Genomic DNA, 17,498 nt, shown 5'->3' on the forward strand with positions numbered 1-17,498 from the left:
CACCCGTAATTATGTTTGAACAATTCCTTTCAATTGATTTAACAAGTAACGCTTTTTTTCAAGCACTAATCAACAGCAATAGTGTATTAACTATCCTGCTCATTTTAGTATTAATGGGCAGTAAAATTTATATATTGAAATTGCTGCAGCAAAAAGGAAAATCTAATAAGCGCTTAAAAATGAATATTGTAAATAATGCAATTACGATACTTATTTTTATTGGCATCTTTAACATTTGGGCCGCCGAATTTCATGAATTTGCTATTTCAATTGCCGCCTTTGTGGTTGCTATTGTGATTGCGACGAGGGAGTTTATTCAATGCTTTATTGGCTTTTTATATATTGTATCAAGCCGACCTTTTCGTATCGGAGACTGGATACAAGTAGGCGATAGTTATGGTGAAGTGCATTCCATTGACTGGGCTAAATTAACCTTATTAGAGGTCAACATTGATGCCTATGAGTACACAGGGAAAACCTTGTATGTACCTAATAGCAAATTAATTACCTCATCCATTAAAAACTTAAACTTTCTAAAACGATATGCCATGCACCATTTTACAATCACACGCGATGGCAGTGTTAATCCCTTTGTTTTTTTAGAAGAACTATATGACAAAGCACATAGTTACTGCGCAGATTTTAACGATGTAGCAATACGTTACAACCAACTAATTGAAAATCGTTTAGATGTTCACATCGCTGGCCCTGAGCCACATATTCAAGTGGCCACTTCAGATATTGGAGATACACAATTATTATTTACTATTTTCTGCCCCACTGACCGTGCGCTAGAAATTGAACAGAGCTTGACCGCAGACTTTATGAAATTGTGGTTTGAGCAACAACAATTAATGCAAAATAATAAATAACTAGGCAAAGTTAAAATCAAATAAACGATTGAATAAAAAGCTAAATAACCCCGTTTTTCTAGCGGCATAAAATTCATAGCACAAATAAAAAAAGGAGGGTTTATGGTAGTAGAACTATTACCCGATTACATTGAAAAAATTAATAATAGCTTTGAATCAGAGCAGGATATTAGCGCATTAGTTGCAGAAATTGAGCAACAGTTATCCGATGAACAAATTGCAATTTTATTAGAGTCATTTCCCGTTAAACTCAGGATCAGCTTATGGAAAACATTAGCTGAAGAAACACAGCAAAATGTGTTTATCGTGATGAAGCATGAATCTAGGGAGTTACTACTTGGTACTCTGGAAGATGAAGACTGCTTTCCTCTTTTAACTAAATTGGACGCGGTAGATCTTTTAGAGTTATCTGAAAGTCTAAATGATCGTTTTGTTGATTATGCTGTCACTAACATGACGGCAAAGCAACGTAGTTTATATAAAAAATCCTGTGATTATTCACTTGATGAAGTAGGTCATTGGCAAAACTTTACTGAAGTTCAAATACCACAACAGTTGAAGCTATCAACGGTAAAAAAAGTATGTAGTAAGAACTTACCTTCTTTTACTGATGTTATTTATATCGTCGATGAGAACGCAGCATTAGTTGGTGAGATTGCATTAAATGCGGTCTTTAAAGCGAATACTGATGAAGAGTTTCACGCTTTAATTAATACCGATGTGGAGTTTGTTAGCAGTAATGATGACATTGCTGATGCATCTGAAATGTTGATTGACTCAGATAAGTCTGCATTACCGGTTATTGATGAGAACCGTTGCTTAACTGGACGTTTAGATTTACCTACTGCGTATCGTTATAAAGAACAAATTATCGAAGCACAATTAATTCAATCTGCCGGTTTAGTGGAAGAGGAAGATTTATTCGGTAATGTTTGGCAAAGCTCAAAAAACCGCGCGGTATGGTTAGGTATTAACTTAGTAACGGCTTTCTTAGCCTCTTGGTTTATTGGTTTATTTGAAGCCACCATTCAACAAGTAGTTGCTTTGGCGGTATTAATGCCAGTGGTTGCCTCAATGGGTGGGATATCAGGTAGCCAAACGATTACCTTAATCATACGAGGTTTAGCGCTTGGACAAATTAACGATGCCAATAAAAAAGATATCATCACTAAAGAACTTAAAGTGGGAGCTATTAACGGAGTGTTATGGGCGATTGTGATTGGCGCTATCACCTTTGTTTGGTTTGATAACCCACTGCTTTCATTGACTATCTTTATTTCTATCTTAGGTAATATTTTAATCGCCTCTTTATCGGGCGTTTGGGTACCTTGGATATTGAGCAAATTTAATATTGATCCCGCTTTATCAGGCTCAGTGGTATTAACCACTGTGACCGATATTTTTGGATTTATTGTATTCCTAGGACTTGGTAGTTTGTTGCTACTATAGCTGAAGACTAAACATATATCTTCCAGAGGCATTAATTAATGACAGCCGTTAATGCCTCGGGTTCTTTACCTACCTCTTCATCAAAACCTTAACCAAACTCTTTATTACTGGATTATTTATTACCCATCAAACTATTTATAACTAGCCACTGTTGCGGAAACTTTCTCTCGATACTCGCAACACATCAGCACAATAAGTAATCTTAACGTACAGGCTTACTGTCTAATATTAGGGAATAATTTTAAGGCTTGTTCAATTGTTTCTCTTTTTTGATTATTAGCTAAATAATTAGCATAAATATCACGGCTGAATACAGGTGCGTTTTCTACTAAAAAGAGTTGGTTATCAGATAAATACTTAAACGTTATTTGACGCGGTAAGTAAGCAGCTCCACCAACTTCTAAAATAAAATTCAATGCGATCTTAGGTTGGCTCATAAAGTGCTTTGCTTCTGGAGCGTCTTGAAACTCACGTAAGTATTGGGCCGTAATAGACTCACCATAATCCACCATAATAAAATCATTCAATGGCGTTGCATTACGCGCATGCTCAGGGTCTGTCGTTACTAAATGTAAGGGGACAGTCGCCACTTTTTCGGAGATAATTTCACCTACAAAAGTAGGCTCAAACAGGAAACCGATATCGATAATACGATTTAATAAACTTTTGCGTAATTCCGGTGCGCTATAGGTGCTGGTTAACAAGCTAACATCTTCAATATTAAGATGGATTTTTTGCAGCCAATTTTGCAAAACTATATCCCATATTGTACTTTTTGCGCCGACCACTAACTGCATTGAGTGTTGTGCGGTGATCCCTACATCTTGCTTGGTCTTTTGCCACATAAAAATTAGCTCGTTGGCATGTTTGATTAAACGATGCCCCTCCGGTGTTAATTTTAAATGCTTTTTACTGCGGTCAAAGAGTAAAACACCCAAGTCATCTTCCAATAACTTAATGCGCGCACTCACTGCAGATTGAGTAATAAACAAGTTTTCTGATGCAATACGAAAATGTAAAGAGCGACTCACTTCTAGAAATGTTTTTAATAACTCTATTTTCATACACTTACCCACTAATCAAAAATTTTAATCAAAGACCCGAAAACAATTAATTTTATTATATAGCGTTTTGTTTATACACTCTACGAACTTAATCTGAGTTCGAATTTAAAGTCACTTTTTAACAGTGAGTGTGTTGGTTTGCATGTGTAGCCCAACCTTATTTAAACAATGCTAAGACTCAGTATCAACATGCTAACCATTTAACGTACTAATGGAATTAAATACAGGAATAACACTTATGAAAATTGCAATTTTATCTAGAAACCCAAAATTATACTCTACTCGTCGCTTAAAAGAAGCTGGCGAAGCGCAAGGCCATGAAGTGGATATTATCGATACATTACATTGTTATATGGATATCACCAGTAGCCGCCCTACTGTTCGTTATCACGGTAAAGAACTACCACATTACGATGCGATTATTCCGCGTATTGGTGCATCTGTTACATTTTACGGTACTGCTGTTGCACGCCAATTTGAAATGATGGGCACTTATAATGTCAATGAATCTGTAGCAATAAGCCGCTCACGTGACAAATTGCGTTCAATGCAATTATTGTCTAGAAAAGGCATCGGTATGCCACGTACTGGGTTTGCTAATAAACCAGATAACATTAAAGATTTAATCAAGAATGTTGGTGGTGCACCTGTAGTAATTAAGCTACTTGAAGGTACACAGGGGATCGGTGTGGTATTGGCTGATACAGCTAAAGCAGCTGAAAGTATCATCGAAGCATTCATGGGCCTTCAAGCGAATATTTTAGTACAAGAGTTCATCAAAGAAGCTGGTGGTGCTGATATTCGTTGTTTAGTGATTGGCGGAAAAGTTGTTGCGGCAATGAAACGTCAAGGTGCAGAGGGCGAGTTCCGCTCTAACTTACACCGAGGTGGTTCTGCTGTGGTAGTTAAACTAACCAAAGAAGAACGTGAGACAGCGATTAATGCGGCAAAAATTATGGGGTTAAATTTCTGTGGTGTTGACTTATTACGCGCAGAAAGTGGCCCAATGGTAATGGAAGTAAACTCATCACCAGGTTTAGAAGGTATCGAGAAAGCGACTGGGAAAAACATTGCAGGGATGGTCTTTGACTTTATTGAAAAGAAACCGAAAGCTGTGACCAATAAAACTCGTGGTAAAGGATAGAGCATGAAAAAATTACGCATAGGTGACTTTGATATTTTACCTGGTACACAGTGTAAAATTGAACTGCCGGTAGCAAAGTTGTATACCGATGCCGATGTTTCATTACCCGTACAAATTATTCGTGGCGCAAAAGATGGCCCAACTATTTTTATTAGTGCTGCTGTACATGGCGATGAGTTAAATGGTATTGAAATTATTAGGCGTTTAATCAACAAACCTAATTTTAAAATTATTCGCGGTACCGTGATCGCGGTACCTATGGTTAATGTTTATGGCGTAGTAAATCAAAGTCGCTATATGCCCGATAGACGTGATTTAAATCGTTGCTTCCCAGGATCTCCAAAGGGATCCTTAGCGGCGCGTGTTGCACATATATTCTTAACACAGATTGTAAAACACTGTGACTATGGCATTGATTTGCATACGGGAGCGATTCATCGCTCCAACTTACCGCAAATCCGTGGTGATATGACCGACCCAGAAACCAAAGAATTAGCACAAGTTTTTGCAGTGCCAGTTATTTTACACTCTAATGTGCTAGATGGTTCTTTACGTGAGTCTGCCGTCGAAAATGGCACCAAAGTACTATTATATGAAGCAGGTGAAGCATTGCGCTTTGACGATTTCTCTATTCATGCGGGTATCAAAGGAATAGAAAATGTATTACGCCATCTTAAGATGATGCGTAAAACAACCTCTAAACGTAAATTAAATGAACCCTATATTGCTAATAGCAGTGGTTGGTTACGTGCTAACGCTAGTGGAGTTGTAAAGCACTTAGTAGAACTAGGCGATCGCGTAACTGCAGGTGACAAACTAGCTGAAATTGGTAGCCCTTACGGTGAAATCTTAGGTGTTGTTAAAGCCACTCGCTCTGGTATTTTGATCGGCCAACAAAATATACCTTTGGTACAAGAAGGTGAAGCAATGTTCCACATTGCGTATTTTAAAGAAGATGATGAAGCGGTGCAGGAACACATTGAATCAGTACAAGATTTTCTGCGTCCTGAAGATGATATGAATACACATAGTGCATTAAGAGCGGAATAAGAGGTCAATAACATGGTATCAAAAGAGAAAACAATTATTGGTCGCTTAGAGTCAATTGCATTACCTGACTTAGGTATTGATGATATGCAGGTAAGGGTCGATACTGGCGCTAAAACATCGTCACTGCATGTAGATAATATTGTTAAATATATGCAAAACGGTAAACCTTGGGTGAAGTTTGATATTCACCCAGATATTCATAACGTAGAAAAATTAATTTCATGTAAAGCTGTGATCAGTGATATTCGTAAAATAAAATCATCAAATGGCACTGCAGAACAACGTTATGTTATCGAGACACCGATGACATTAGGCAAAGAAACTTGGCCAATAGAAATTTCGTTAACGGATCGTACTGATATGAATTATCTAATGCTTTTTGGCCGTGAAGCAATTGGTAAACGTTTATTAGTTGACCCTTCTAAGGTTTTTTTAGCAACACCCAAAAGCTGATTTCAATATTAAATTAAGTAGGTTTTGTGTGAATATTTGATACAAAGCCTGCTTCCCCCCTAGCCTTTCACTGAAAATGCAAAACTGCTCCTATCAAACGTGCCTAATTACGGATAATCTTTAACCTCGGGACAATAGAAACATCACCTCCATCTCAACCAGTAGTTAAACTTTCAGCTCATCCCGCAGCTAGCTTGATTGGTTATTTTAAATACAGTTAAAGGGATATTTATGATAGAGCAACGCTTACATATAATTATTATCTGCGAAGATGAGTATTTTTTTAATTGGATTGCATCGACAATTAAAGTCTCAGATATGATGGTCGATGCAATAAAGCGAGTGAGTATAGATAAACTATCCGAAATACGCCTATTACCCAGTTGCGACCAGTTACTCATTATACAAGAGGCACTTTATTTACAAAACGTCAAAAAAATCAGTAGTAATTACGCTTCGATGGGACATGAATTTCCATTATTGTTGGTGACAGATAGTTATGCTGAAAGTTATGCAGATAGCTATGTAAATAACAGCGATAGCAAGGATGCTTTTACAATTATTGATACTATTGTCAAAGAAAACTTATCTATTTACTCGTTACGGCACGCCACTCGCTCTTTATTAAAAGACTACAAATTAACCAAGCGATTACAGAGACTTGCTCATTATGATGCATTGACAGGTGCAGCTAATCGTTATTTATTTGATGACCGCATGAATGAAACGATCAAAAAATCTAAACGCTATAAAGAATCTTTTTCCTTATTATATTTCGATTTAAATAGTTTTAAAAAGGTCAATGACACCTATGGGCATGAAGTCGGAGACTTATTTCTTAAACATTTTGTACAACGTCTCAATCAAGTAAAAAGAGAAACAGATACATTAGCAAGGTTAGGCGGTGATGAGTTCTGTATGCTATTACCTAATACCGACGAACAAAATCTAGCGCAATTTATTACTCGAATCATCGACTCTTTTGCAACGCCTTTTTTAGACTTTAATATTAAATTACCAATAAAATCAGCGATTGGAGGAGTCACCATAAAAGATCAAAATGAAAGCATGCTAAGCCCTCAGGAGATAATAAAAATTGCTGACAAATGTGTTTATGAAGCCAAAAAATCAACTGAAACACACTCAGTTTTAAATGTCATCTAATAGTAACGTCAGTAAATATTGAATCTTTTTCTAATCAAAATTCAAATCATACGCTTACTTTAAAAATGAACGTAAGCCCGTTTATAAACGTCCAGTAAGCAGTGTTGTAGACAATAGCGTAAACACTGCTGTAAACAAAAATGTAGCGCTAGTTTCGTTGATATGAGATCACATCACAGTCGATAATTAAGTTGACTATTTTTTACAATTTTGACGAAATTGCTTGTGACCTTTTTTAGTTTGTGTTTGAATTTTATTTAAAATCGCTTTGATTTCAGTTTCGTCTTTTGTTGCATTTAATGCGTTAAATAAGCTATTTAACTGCTTTATCTCTGTTACGTACTTTTGCTTTTGATTATGTTGTTCAACATTCATGCCTTGCATATTCGACATAACAGACATATCCATCTTGGCATGATCCATCTCTTTCATTTTACTTTTGTCTGAATCAGCATGCTGCATTTTAGTGATCATAACTGGCATATATTGGCTAGCTTTGTCACTTAACATTAATAGCTCATTCAAGTGCTTTTGCATTTTTTTAGCGTCATCAGTTTTAAACCCTTTCACATAAGCCCTCAGTTCACTTTTCATGTACTTCATTGTTTCACCAAGCTCTGTATCTTTGCTTTCACAATGTTCGGCATGTGCAAAGGCTTGGCTCATTGGTAATGTGAGTAATAGTGCTCCAGCCAATACGAATGTTAGTTTTGTTTTTTTGATTATTGTTTTTTTTATTATCTGAATCCAAGTCATTTTTTATAGCCATCGTTGTTATTTATAAAGTTGTTATTTATAAAGAAGGTAACCCCATGCAAGCCAAATGTTTTGGTTTACCTTATTCTCAATTAAAGCAATAAAATAAACAGGCAAACAAAAGACTCACAAAAGGGATAATTTTTATCTCATGACTTTTTTGATGTCACGATAGTTTATTGTTGTGATGATAAGTGTAATTGTTTACGCATACTTACTTTTTTCCATTGGAAATATACAGCAGGTAAAATCAATAGCGTTAAAATAATTGCACTGACCATTCCACCAATCATTGGGGTCGCAATACGTTGCATCACCTCTGATCCTGTGCCGTCGCTAATCATAATCGGCACTAATCCAATAACTACTGTTGCGACAGTCATCATCACAGGGCGTACACGCAATCCAGCCCCTTCCATAACAGCCTCTTTTAAATCATCAAGCGAAAACTGTTCGAGACGCTGAGACTTTTTAGCCGCTAGCGATTGGTTTAAATACAACAACATGATCACACCTATCTCAATCGAAACACCGGCTAATGCAATAAAACCAACACCAACCGCAATCGAGAAGTTAAATCCAAGTATGAACATCAACCAAATACCGCCCATTAACGCAAAAGGTAAGGTAGATAAAATCAGTAATACTTCACCTACACGTCTAAAGGCTAAATAAAGCAAAATAACAATAATCAAAATAGTAATAGGAATAACCTTTGCTAACCGTGCATTGGCTTTTTCCATATATTCATATTGACCAGACCATGCCAATGAATAACCGGCAGGTAAATTAATTTGCTCATTTACAATATCGCGGGCTTCATTAACATAAGATCCTAAATCACGATCTTCAATATCAACAAAGATCCAACCGTTTAAACGTGCATTTTCTGTTTTTATCATCGGTGCACCCGATTCAATATAAACCCTAGCAGCATCGTTTAAGCTAATGGTCATTTTTGATGGAGTAATAATAGGCAATGATTTAAGCGCAGACACGGAATCACGATAATCATTTGGATAGCGTAAATTAACAGGGTAACGCTCTAACCCTTCAATAGTTTCAGTAATATTTTGCCCACCAATCGCAACGGCCACCAACTGTTGAATTTCAGCAATATTAAGTCCATAACGCCCTGCTTTTTCACGGTCAATATCCACTTTCACATAACGTCCGCCACTAACTCGCTCGGCATACACCGAAGCAGTACCAGGCACATCTTTTAAAATCTGTTCGACTTGTTTGCCTATTTTTTCAATCTCAGCTAAATCTCCACCAGCGATTTTGATGCCAATCGGTGTTTTAATGCCCGTTGCTAACATATCGATGCGTGTTTTAATCGGCATCACCCAAGCATTGGTTAAACCGGGGAACTGAATCAAACTATCGAGCTCCTGTTTTAACTTATCTTTCGTCATACCAGCTCGCCATTCATTTTTAGGCTTAAATTGAATCGTCGTTTCAATCATGGTTAACGGAGCAGGATCGGTGGCTGTTTCTGCTCGGCCAATTTTTCCCCATACTGTTTTAACTTCCGGTACGGTTTTAATGAGTTTATTAGTTTGCTGAAGTATTTGACGCGCTTTACCCACTGAAACACCGGGATAAGTGGTTGGCATATACATTAAATCGCCTTCATCTAACGGCGGTATAAATTCACTACCTATTTTATGCACAGGGTAAAAACCTACCGCTAATAAACACAAAGCAAAAATAATCAATAACTTAGGAAAGCGTAAACTAAAGGCTAAAAAGGGTTTATAGATTGCTACCACTAATCGATTTAAAGGGTTTTTATGTTCAGGCAGTACTTTACCGCGAATAAAATAGCCCATTAGTACAGGAATCAAAGTAATCGCTAAACCCGCCGATGCCGCCATCGCATAGGTTTTAGTAAAAGCTAACGGTGAAAACATCTTGCCTGATTGCCCTTCTAAGGCAAAAACCGGTAAGAAACTAAACGTAATAATTAATAATGAAAAGAATAAAGCAGGCCCGACTTCAGTTGCCGCTTTAGCAATAACCTGCCAACGATTGTCATCGGTCAGCTCAGTTTTCTCCATGTGTTTATGCACATTTTCAATCATCACTATCGCACCATCTACCATCGCACCAATCGCAATGGCGATACCGCCTAATGACATGATATTCGCGTTAATGCCTTGCCATGACATGATAATGAACGCGACAAAAATACCCACAGGTAAACTGAGTAACACCACCAGCGATGAACGAAAGTGAAATAAGAAAGCAGCACAGACTAAAACCACCACAATAAACTCTTCAAGCAGTTTATCGTAAAGGTTTTCTACCGCTGAATTTATCAGTTCAGAGCGATCATAAGTTGGAATGATCTCAACACCTTCAGGTAAACCATTTTGTAATTCATTTAATTTATCTTTAACGGCTTCAATCACCCCTTGGGCATTTTCACCAAAGCGCATCACCACTACACCACTGACCACTTCGCCTTCGCCATTAAGCTCAGTAATACCACGGCGCATTTGAGGCCCTAAACGAATTTCAGCAACATCACCCAATAATAAAGGTGTGCCGTTATCATTCACCCGTAAAGGGATAACTTTAAGGTCATCAATAGAGGAAATATAACCAGAAGTACGTACCATGTATTCGGCTTCAGCCATCTCTATCACACTCGCACCAGATTCTTGATTGGCACTTTTTATCGCATTGCTAATAGTGGTTAGCGACAGGTTGTAAGCACGTAACTTATTAGGATCAACACGGACTTGATACTGTTTCACCATGCCGCCGACGGTAGCAACCTCAGATACACCAGCAACTGTTTGTAGTTCAAATTTTAAGAACCAATCTTGTAAACTACGTAGTTCACTTAAATCGTGTTTTCCGGTTTTATCAACTAACGCATAACTAAATATCCAACCAACCCCCGTTGCATCAGGCCCTAACGCTGACCTTGCTTGAGGTGGTAGATTCGGTGCGACTTGTGACAAATATTCAAGTACGCGTGAACGAGCCCAATAGATATCAGTATCGTCATCAAAAATGATATAAACATAGGAATCACCAAAGAATGAATAACCACGTACAGTAACCGCGCCAGGCACACTTAACATGGCAGTGGTTAATGGGTAAGTGACTTGATCTTCAACCACTTGTGGTACTTGGCCTGGATAAGTTGTTTTAATGATCACCTGCACATCTGAGAGATCTGGCAAGGCATCAATCGGTGTTTTTTGTAATGAAAATACACCATAGGCGACAATCACAGCGGTCATCAACAGTACCAAAATACGGTTTTTTATCGACCAATTAATAACGTGAGCAATCATAGAGTCACCACTTGAGAGTTCATTCTTAAAATGCTTGCAGCTAAATCTTTGGTATATATATCATTAACATCTAAAGCACTGACATCTAACCAGTCCAGATTATTTTTACTTGAGCTATCTTTACTTGAACTATTTTGACTCGAGTTCGCTTCCTCATCTGCTTGTTGCTCTTCTAACATACGATCAAAATCAGCATTGATACTCGATTCACTATCCAATAAAAACTGTGCCGACGTCACTATTTTTTGCCCAACTTCAAGACCAGATAATATTTCGATTGTCTGTTGATTCTCAATACCGACTTTAACCAGTACAGACCTAAATTTACCGTCGCCCATCGCTAATACAACACGATTCATATTACCTGCATAAATCACTGCTTCACGTGGTATGTATAAACGCTCTTCATCCATTTTTGGCGCGATAACAACCGATGAAAACATATTGGGTTTAAGCATTTGGTTAGGGTTATCAAACTGTAACCTGATACGAAGTGTGCGGTTACTTTCACTCATTTCAGGATAGATAAATCCAACTTTCCCCTCCCACTTTTTACCTGGGAAATAATCTAATGTCATGCTCGCCATATCGTCTAATTTAATCAAAGAGACTTGCGCAGCAAATACTTCAACATCGACCCAAACGGTATCTAAATTAACGGCAGTAATCACCGTGGTAGATGGCGAAATAAACGCACCTTCATTTACGTTTAAGTCGGTAATAGTGCCTTTCTTAGGGGCATAGATATCAATCCGTTGCGCTACTTTCCTAGATTTAATCAATTGATTAATTTGCCAAGTGTTAATACCCAATACCTTTAAACGCGCTTTTGATGAACCAATTAATGCACTACGATTTAATTTAACAGCATTCAACAACGACTCTTGTGCTTTCACTAGTTCAGGCGAATAAAGTGAATACAGCTTTTGCCCTTTTTCTACTTCAATACCAACCGACTTAACGTATAACTTTTCTATCCATCCCGACACGCGACTATTGATTTGCCATAACGCATCTTGATTAGCTTGTACGCTACCTAAACTTTTAATATTTAAATCAAACTTACCTTTTTTTACCGTGGCAGTACGTACGCCGAGATTGTTTTCAACAGCAGGAGAAATAGTCACAGTCCCCTCTTCGCTATTACCATTAGTGTCTTCATACACAGGTACTAAATCCATGCCCATTGGTGATTGCCCCGGCTTATCTCGACGGTAATTTGCATCCATCGGTGCAACCCAGTATTTGACTTTAGGTTCTGCTTTTTTCCCTATTTTAGGTTCCGCTTTTTGTCCTGTTTTAGGCTCTGCTTTCTTTTTTTCAGCATAAACAGGTACTAAATCCATGCCCATTGGCGATTGGCCTGGTTTATCACGACGGTAATTCGCATCCATAGGTGCAACCCAATATAGAATATCAGGCTGATCATTTGATTTTTTATCGCTCATTCCGAAATGTAATATTCCACTTTGGTTGGTAAAAAAACCAATACCAAACCCTGCTGATAATACGGCGATCAGTAATAATATAGTGCGCATCATTTATTCCTTAAAGTGCCTGAAAATAGCGAATGTTAGAAAGGCTTTTCAGGCCATCAAAATAGAGTTGTTGATATTCAATAGAGAGATTCAATTCATCTATATAAGCCTGAATGACGTCAGTAAAGGGACGAGTATTTGATTGATAACTTTGCACTAAAGCCTGAGCACGTGACTTGGCTTGCTTTAATAAGCTATTTTTATAGCGTAATTGACGTGAAGCAAGCTGCTGATAATTAACAATTTCAGCTTTAAGCTTCGCATTAAGTTGGCGTATTAAAAGGCGATGTTCAGCTTGTTTTTGACCTTTGTTATGTACTGCAGCAATCATTTGCTGATCTTGGCGTTGATCAGTAAAAATCGGCAGATCCATAGAAACAAAACCACTCAGTAAATCTGGTCGAGCGCTGCCATTATCAAACTCAGACAAACGGTGTCCATAACCTAATTCAACTTTAAAGCTGGGTTTATAATTCTGCTTTGCTAAATCAACACCGCTGCCTGCAACTAAAATATTTTGCTTTAAAGCCAAAACCTTAGGGTGTTTAGTTAATAACTGATAATGGTCTATATTGCGTGTTTCACTGGCTTTGATATAAGTTAAGGTATCAGTCCAAGCAGGAGCAGTCGTTGATAATTTTTGATAAGCTAATTGTCCTATCCATTCACTTAATAAACTACGATAAGTAAGTGATTGCTGCGACAATTTAGCGAGTTTTTCATCTAATAACCCAAGTTCAATATTCGCATTAATAAGGTCTTCATTTTCGATAAGGCCTAATGAGTACTGAGACTCCAAATCTTGATAAAGGCTGCTAAATAGCTGTTTATTTTGGCTAACTAATTGAACTGATTTTTCAATAAAGAGGATGTTAAACCATAAGTCACGTACTGTTTTTTTCACTAACAAACGTCGGTCTAACCCTTGAAAAACAACTGTTTCAGACTGCAAATGAAAGCCTTTTTTAGAGATCGCTAATGAATCACCTCGACTAAATTGCTGAGCAATCCCCACGGTTAATTGGGTCATTGCTTCATTATCGAGTGAAAAACTATCCGTTGGTAAATTGGCTACACCGAGCTTTATTGTAGGGTCAGCTAATGTTGCACTGCTATTTCCCTTTGCAATTAATGAAGCTTGTTGAGCTTGATAAACTTGTTGTCCAGGATCATCTTGTAATGCGACCCGTTGTGCTTGTTGTAACGACAACGCAGAAACATGCAATGTAACAACTGTGCTTAACAGCACAGCTAGATTAAAGATTTTCATCTATTTTCCTTTTATCCAGTTAATGGATAACTAATTAATCTTTTAAAATACTGAAATGCGCCATCTCAAAAAATAGAGAGATCACGGCTCAAAAGATTAACTAAATAAAGGAGGACGATAGAGGCTTTTAGGAAGAGAGGACAGAATAGACAGCTTTAACGCAGGATAATTAAGTCGATTATAAGTAAAAGAGAGCAGTGGTGTATTTTCGATAAAATGCGTAATAGAAACAACATTCATCATCTCGCAGTTATCATTGCAATCTTGCATGCTCATATTAGTAGCCATATTCATATTTGAGCAATCTAAATGACTCATCATCATGACTTTGCAATGCATTGTTGTTTGTATCTCATCTTCTACCAACGACACAGAGGCCATCACTTTTTGCATAAAAGTGACTTGGATAGTAATCATTAAAAGTATTGTGATGAGTTTTTTCATTAACTAAACATTAATATTGATGAATAAATGGATAAATGGATAAACATAGTAACCGATTAATTAGAGACTAATAATTAGAGACTAATAACTAGAGATTAATAATTCACAAACTAAGAATAAAGTCTCCCCCTAGGGAAAGGTCAAATAAAAGATAACACACATTGTTAAAAAATTTTAATTTAGAAATAACCTGCTCATTTAATAATCAAAAAGCACTTAGATTAGTATAAACTTAAAGCTCCACTTCATTTGATAAAGGGTTAATAATGAAATTAATACGTATAACGCCATCCCTACTCTACTCACCATTACAGGTACTCTTAATTGCCTCGTGCATTTCTTTTTTCTTTAATAACAGCGCACATTCAGCGTCATTATTTGCTGGCAGTAAGTCAGTATCAATAAAGTTAGGTACGGCTTCTAGCGGTAATCAAAACTATACGGTTGCCGGTGCCTCGTTACAATACTTTGCATTGGATAACCTAGCCATAGGCGGTGGTTATGAGTATTGGTTCTCTGGGTCGCCCACTATTTCAAAAGCATCTTTACATTCCACCTATTATTTTTCATTAGACCAACACATTAAACCTTATTTAGGTGTGTTATATAGCCATTATTTTGTTGAAGATAGCTCTGATATTGATGCTTACGGTTACCGACTTGGTGTTTCTTATATTAAATCACCAATGATATTAAGCGCAGGTATCAAGCAAGAAAAATACATTTCCAACAACCCTGTCTATTTTGATGAAGATCCACAATTAGAGTTTATGGTTGGTTTTTCTTTTTAAGCTAAATAAAACGCTAATTAAGAGTGACACAATATAGATCTAAGCATCAAAAAACAGGCCTGGAATAAGAGAACATTATCATTGAATGCGGCTATTAAGTATTAGCAGTATTCAATGATTTTTTAATTGTGGTCAGGTATAAATTCGAAAAGCTTAATGAATACTTTAACCATACCCGTTACCAATCAAGATGTATTATTCAGCCGCTAACTAGGGCAGCAAGACAAGGCCGAACAGGATGACAATGGCCAGTCCTTATCGAATGCTACAACGCAGTATTGGTGTTCGAGTAGGTGACTCGCTAGGCAAGTCATGAGCCAAGCATTTTAGCTTCTGTTATAAAATGGACATAACGTTTCGATTTAATCCGTTAAATCTTTACCTTTATAACTGGTATCTATCCATTTCACGGCTTTTTGATTTTTGCACTTTGAATGGTGATGGGTATAAGATCAGTAGACTTTCAGTTTGTCTTCAGACTCCCTTAAGTTTTGGCACATAACATGTCCATATTCTCCTAGAATATGGATTTAAAAATGAAAAATGATGTACTTAAAAAGCTTGGGTTATCGACTCAATTTTCTTTAAATGTAAACCTTGTCGTTATCTTACTCGCAAGCTATTTTGCAATCGTACTAAACCACCCTATTATTCAAAAGGTTTATCAATTATCGGCATATGATTTGCCACTATATTTAATAAGTCACCTTTTATTAATCTGTGCTTTTGTGATTATTTTTACACTGTTAGCTTGGCCTTATTTATTTAAAATAATAGTGATCCCATTAATATTAACCTCTGCATTGGCTTTTTATGCGAGTGCTACATATAACATCATGTTTGATTACACCATGATGGAAAATATTTTTGAAACAAATAGCGGAGAAGCATTTTCATATTTAAATTTAAGTGCCGTTTTATTTTTTATTTTACTTGGAGTGCTCCCTGCTTTTTTACTGTTAAAAGTAAAAATAACTTATAACAACAGCGTACTTAAAACTTTATTCTTAAAAGCCGCTTTATTGATTGGAATGGTTAGTATTATTGCGTTAATTGCTGTTTTTTATTATAAAGATTATGCATCAATAGGTCGTAATAACAGTTATTTGAACAAGATGATTAACCCCGCTCATGTTTATAATACATTCAAATATGTTAAGAAAAATTACTTAAATAAACCCATTGCCTACTCAAAATTAGGGCAAGACGCCAAGCTTGTTCCAGCTACTAATAACAAGCCTACCTTAATGGTTTTTGTTGTCGGAGAAACAGCCCGAGCGCAAAATATTGCTTACAATGGTTATACGCGCAATACCAACCCTTATACGCAGAAGATGGGCATTATTTCATTTCAACATGTCACCACTTGTGGTACTGCTACTGCAGTGTCATTACCCTGTTTATTTTCAAATATGAGTCGTTCAGAATACAAAAAAGAACGAGCGATAAACCAAGATAATGTATTAGATGTATTAACTTATGCCGGTGTACAGGTAAAGTGGTTAGATAATGATGGAGGTGATAAACAAGTTGCACAAAATTTAGTAAAATTAGAGGTTAATAAAGCAGACAATAGCGATTTGTGTAATAAACATAGCTGTTACGACCAAGTCTTATTACGCCAGCTTCCAGGGCTAATAGAGCAAGAGCCACAGCAGAATAAGCTATTTGCATTACATTTAATCGGTAGCCACGGCCCTACTTATTATCAACGCTACCCGCAGGATAAAGCTTTATTTAAACCAACTTGTGAGCGTAGTGATATTGAGAATTGCAGTGACCAAGAGATTGTAAATGTTTATGATAATACTATTGCCTATACCGATTTTATATTGGCTGAAACCATTACCATGCTAAAGCAGTATCAAGACACTTACAATGTTGCACTTTTTTACCTTTCGGACCATGGGGAATCGTTAGGTGAAAATGGTTTATATTTGCATGGAACGCCTTATGTTGTCGCGCCCGATGAGCAAACTCATGTACCTTGGTTTATGTGGGCAACGGATGATTACTTTACCAATCAAGGCATCAATAAAAACTGTCTTGAAAAACGAGCACACAATGATGCCGTATCACATGACAACCTATTTCATACCTTATTAGGTTTTTATGGTGTTAGTACCAAGCAAAGGCAAAGTGCATTAGATATTACTAACACCTGTAAAGTAAGCACTTAGTCATTGTCC

The 17,498-nt window shown here is 36.9% G+C and carries 14 protein-coding genes; 8 read left to right on the top strand and 6 right to left on the bottom strand.

What is annotated here, in order from left to right; all coding sequences use genetic code 11:
- The first annotated feature begins 11 nt into the window (after positions 1 to 11).
- Together MT391_RS03305 and MT391_RS03310 are read left to right on the top strand one after the other, a co-directional pair.
- On the top strand, positions 12 to 872 hold the full coding sequence (locus MT391_RS03305; RefSeq protein ID WP_499496909.1) for a mechanosensitive ion channel family protein: 861 nt from the start codon (positions 12 to 14) through the stop codon (positions 870 to 872).
- A gap of 102 nt (positions 873 to 974) precedes the next feature.
- The gene (locus MT391_RS03310; protein WP_499439056.1) at positions 975 to 2,321 is read left to right on the top strand and encodes a magnesium transporter; all 1,347 of its coding nucleotides are present in this window, start codon (positions 975 to 977) and stop codon (positions 2,319 to 2,321) included.
- A gap of 215 nt (positions 2,322 to 2,536) precedes the next feature.
- Here MT391_RS03310 and MT391_RS03315 read toward each other — a convergent pair whose 3' ends face one another.
- Positions 2,537 to 3,385, bottom strand: a complete 849-nt coding sequence (locus tag MT391_RS03315) for a LysR family transcriptional regulator (protein WP_166368276.1) — start codon at positions 3,383 to 3,385, stop codon at positions 2,537 to 2,539.
- Between the two features lie 238 nt (positions 3,386 to 3,623).
- On the opposite strand from MT391_RS03315, the gene rimK reads away from it, so the two are divergent.
- The 4 genes from rimK to MT391_RS03335 all read left to right on the top strand — a co-directional run bounded on the left by rimK (position 3,624) and on the right by MT391_RS03335 (position 7,196).
- Positions 3,624 to 4,529 (top strand): 30S ribosomal protein S6--L-glutamate ligase, encoded by a 906-nt coding sequence (rimK, locus tag MT391_RS03320; protein ID WP_166368278.1) that lies wholly within the window; start codon positions 3,624 to 3,626, stop codon positions 4,527 to 4,529.
- Between the two features lie 3 nt (positions 4,530 to 4,532).
- Positions 4,533 to 5,579 carry a succinylglutamate desuccinylase/aspartoacylase family protein gene (locus MT391_RS03325; RefSeq protein WP_166368280.1) on the top strand — a complete coding sequence of 349 codons (1,047 nt, stop codon included), beginning with the start codon at positions 4,533 to 4,535 and terminating at the stop codon, positions 5,577 to 5,579.
- Positions 5,580 to 5,591: 12 nt separating this feature from the next.
- Complete coding sequence (locus MT391_RS03330) at positions 5,592 to 6,032, top strand: ATP-dependent zinc protease family protein (RefSeq protein ID WP_499496910.1); 441 nt, start codon at positions 5,592 to 5,594, stop codon at positions 6,030 to 6,032.
- 231 nt (positions 6,033 to 6,263) lie between these two features.
- The gene (locus MT391_RS03335) at positions 6,264 to 7,196 is read left to right on the top strand and encodes a GGDEF domain-containing protein (protein ID WP_499496911.1); all 933 of its coding nucleotides are present in this window, start codon (positions 6,264 to 6,266) and stop codon (positions 7,194 to 7,196) included.
- Between the two features lie 195 nt (positions 7,197 to 7,391).
- Here MT391_RS03335 and MT391_RS03340 read toward each other — a convergent pair whose 3' ends face one another.
- From MT391_RS03340 to MT391_RS03360, 5 genes are all read right to left on the bottom strand, one after another.
- Complete coding sequence (locus MT391_RS03340; protein ID WP_499496912.1) at positions 7,392 to 7,952, bottom strand: hypothetical protein; 561 nt, start codon at positions 7,950 to 7,952, stop codon at positions 7,392 to 7,394.
- Between the two features lie 176 nt (positions 7,953 to 8,128).
- Entirely contained in the window at positions 8,129 to 11,266 is a 3,138-nt protein-coding gene (locus MT391_RS03345) for an efflux RND transporter permease subunit (RefSeq protein ID WP_499496913.1), read from the bottom strand.
- Positions 11,263 to 12,807: an efflux RND transporter periplasmic adaptor subunit gene (locus MT391_RS03350; protein WP_499496914.1), complete on the bottom strand. Its 1,545-nt coding sequence runs from the start codon at positions 12,805 to 12,807 to the stop codon at positions 11,263 to 11,265. The genes MT391_RS03345 and MT391_RS03350 overlap by 4 nt, the downstream gene beginning before the upstream one ends.
- Before the next feature lie 7 nt (positions 12,808 to 12,814).
- Positions 12,815 to 14,074, bottom strand: coding sequence for a TolC family protein (locus MT391_RS03355; protein ID WP_499496915.1), 1,260 nt, complete (start codon positions 14,072 to 14,074; stop codon positions 12,815 to 12,817).
- A gap of 96 nt (positions 14,075 to 14,170) precedes the next feature.
- Complete coding sequence (locus MT391_RS03360) at positions 14,171 to 14,518, bottom strand: hypothetical protein (protein ID WP_166368294.1); 348 nt, start codon at positions 14,516 to 14,518, stop codon at positions 14,171 to 14,173.
- A gap of 266 nt (positions 14,519 to 14,784) precedes the next feature.
- Between MT391_RS03360 and MT391_RS03365 the strand changes: the two genes are divergently transcribed.
- Entirely contained in the window at positions 14,785 to 15,309 is a 525-nt protein-coding gene (locus MT391_RS03365; protein ID WP_499496916.1) for a hypothetical protein, read from the top strand.
- A 536-nt stretch (positions 15,310 to 15,845) separates the two neighbouring features.
- On the top strand, positions 15,846 to 17,489 hold the full coding sequence (locus tag MT391_RS03370) for a phosphoethanolamine transferase (RefSeq protein WP_499496917.1): 1,644 nt from the start codon (positions 15,846 to 15,848) through the stop codon (positions 17,487 to 17,489).
- The last annotated feature ends 9 nt before the right edge of the window (positions 17,490 to 17,498 follow it).

It is taken from the genome of Vibrio sp. 1-Bac 57, assembly GCF_037546855.1.
In the GTDB taxonomy this organism is placed as follows: domain Bacteria; phylum Pseudomonadota; class Gammaproteobacteria; order Enterobacterales; family Psychromonadaceae; genus Psychromonas.

Coding starts and splice junctions, on each gene's coding strand:
- MT391_RS03330 (WP_499496910.1), top strand. CDS start 5,592: ATGGTATCAAAAGAGAAAACAATTATTGGTCGCTTAGAGTCAATTGCA.
- MT391_RS03315 (WP_166368276.1), bottom strand. CDS start 3,385: ATGAAAATAGAGTTATTAAAAACATTTCTAGAAGTGAGTCGCTCTTTA.
- MT391_RS03310 (WP_499439056.1), top strand. CDS start 975: ATGGTAGTAGAACTATTACCCGATTACATTGAAAAAATTAATAATAGC.
- rimK (WP_166368278.1), top strand. CDS start 3,624: ATGAAAATTGCAATTTTATCTAGAAACCCAAAATTATACTCTACTCGT.
- MT391_RS03345 (WP_499496913.1), bottom strand. CDS start 11,266: ATGATTGCTCACGTTATTAATTGGTCGATAAAAAACCGTATTTTGGTA.
- MT391_RS03365 (WP_499496916.1), top strand. CDS start 14,785: ATGAAATTAATACGTATAACGCCATCCCTACTCTACTCACCATTACAG.
- MT391_RS03370 (WP_499496917.1), top strand. CDS start 15,846: ATGAAAAATGATGTACTTAAAAAGCTTGGGTTATCGACTCAATTTTCT.
- MT391_RS03360 (WP_166368294.1), bottom strand. CDS start 14,518: ATGAAAAAACTCATCACAATACTTTTAATGATTACTATCCAAGTCACT.
- MT391_RS03335 (WP_499496911.1), top strand. CDS start 6,264: ATGATAGAGCAACGCTTACATATAATTATTATCTGCGAAGATGAGTAT.
- MT391_RS03340 (WP_499496912.1), bottom strand. CDS start 7,952: ATGACTTGGATTCAGATAATAAAAAAAACAATAATCAAAAAAACAAAA.
- MT391_RS03355 (WP_499496915.1), bottom strand. CDS start 14,074: ATGAAAATCTTTAATCTAGCTGTGCTGTTAAGCACAGTTGTTACATTG.
- MT391_RS03350 (WP_499496914.1), bottom strand. CDS start 12,807: ATGATGCGCACTATATTATTACTGATCGCCGTATTATCAGCAGGGTTT.
- MT391_RS03305 (WP_499496909.1), top strand. CDS start 12: ATGTTTGAACAATTCCTTTCAATTGATTTAACAAGTAACGCTTTTTTT.
- MT391_RS03325 (WP_166368280.1), top strand. CDS start 4,533: ATGAAAAAATTACGCATAGGTGACTTTGATATTTTACCTGGTACACAG.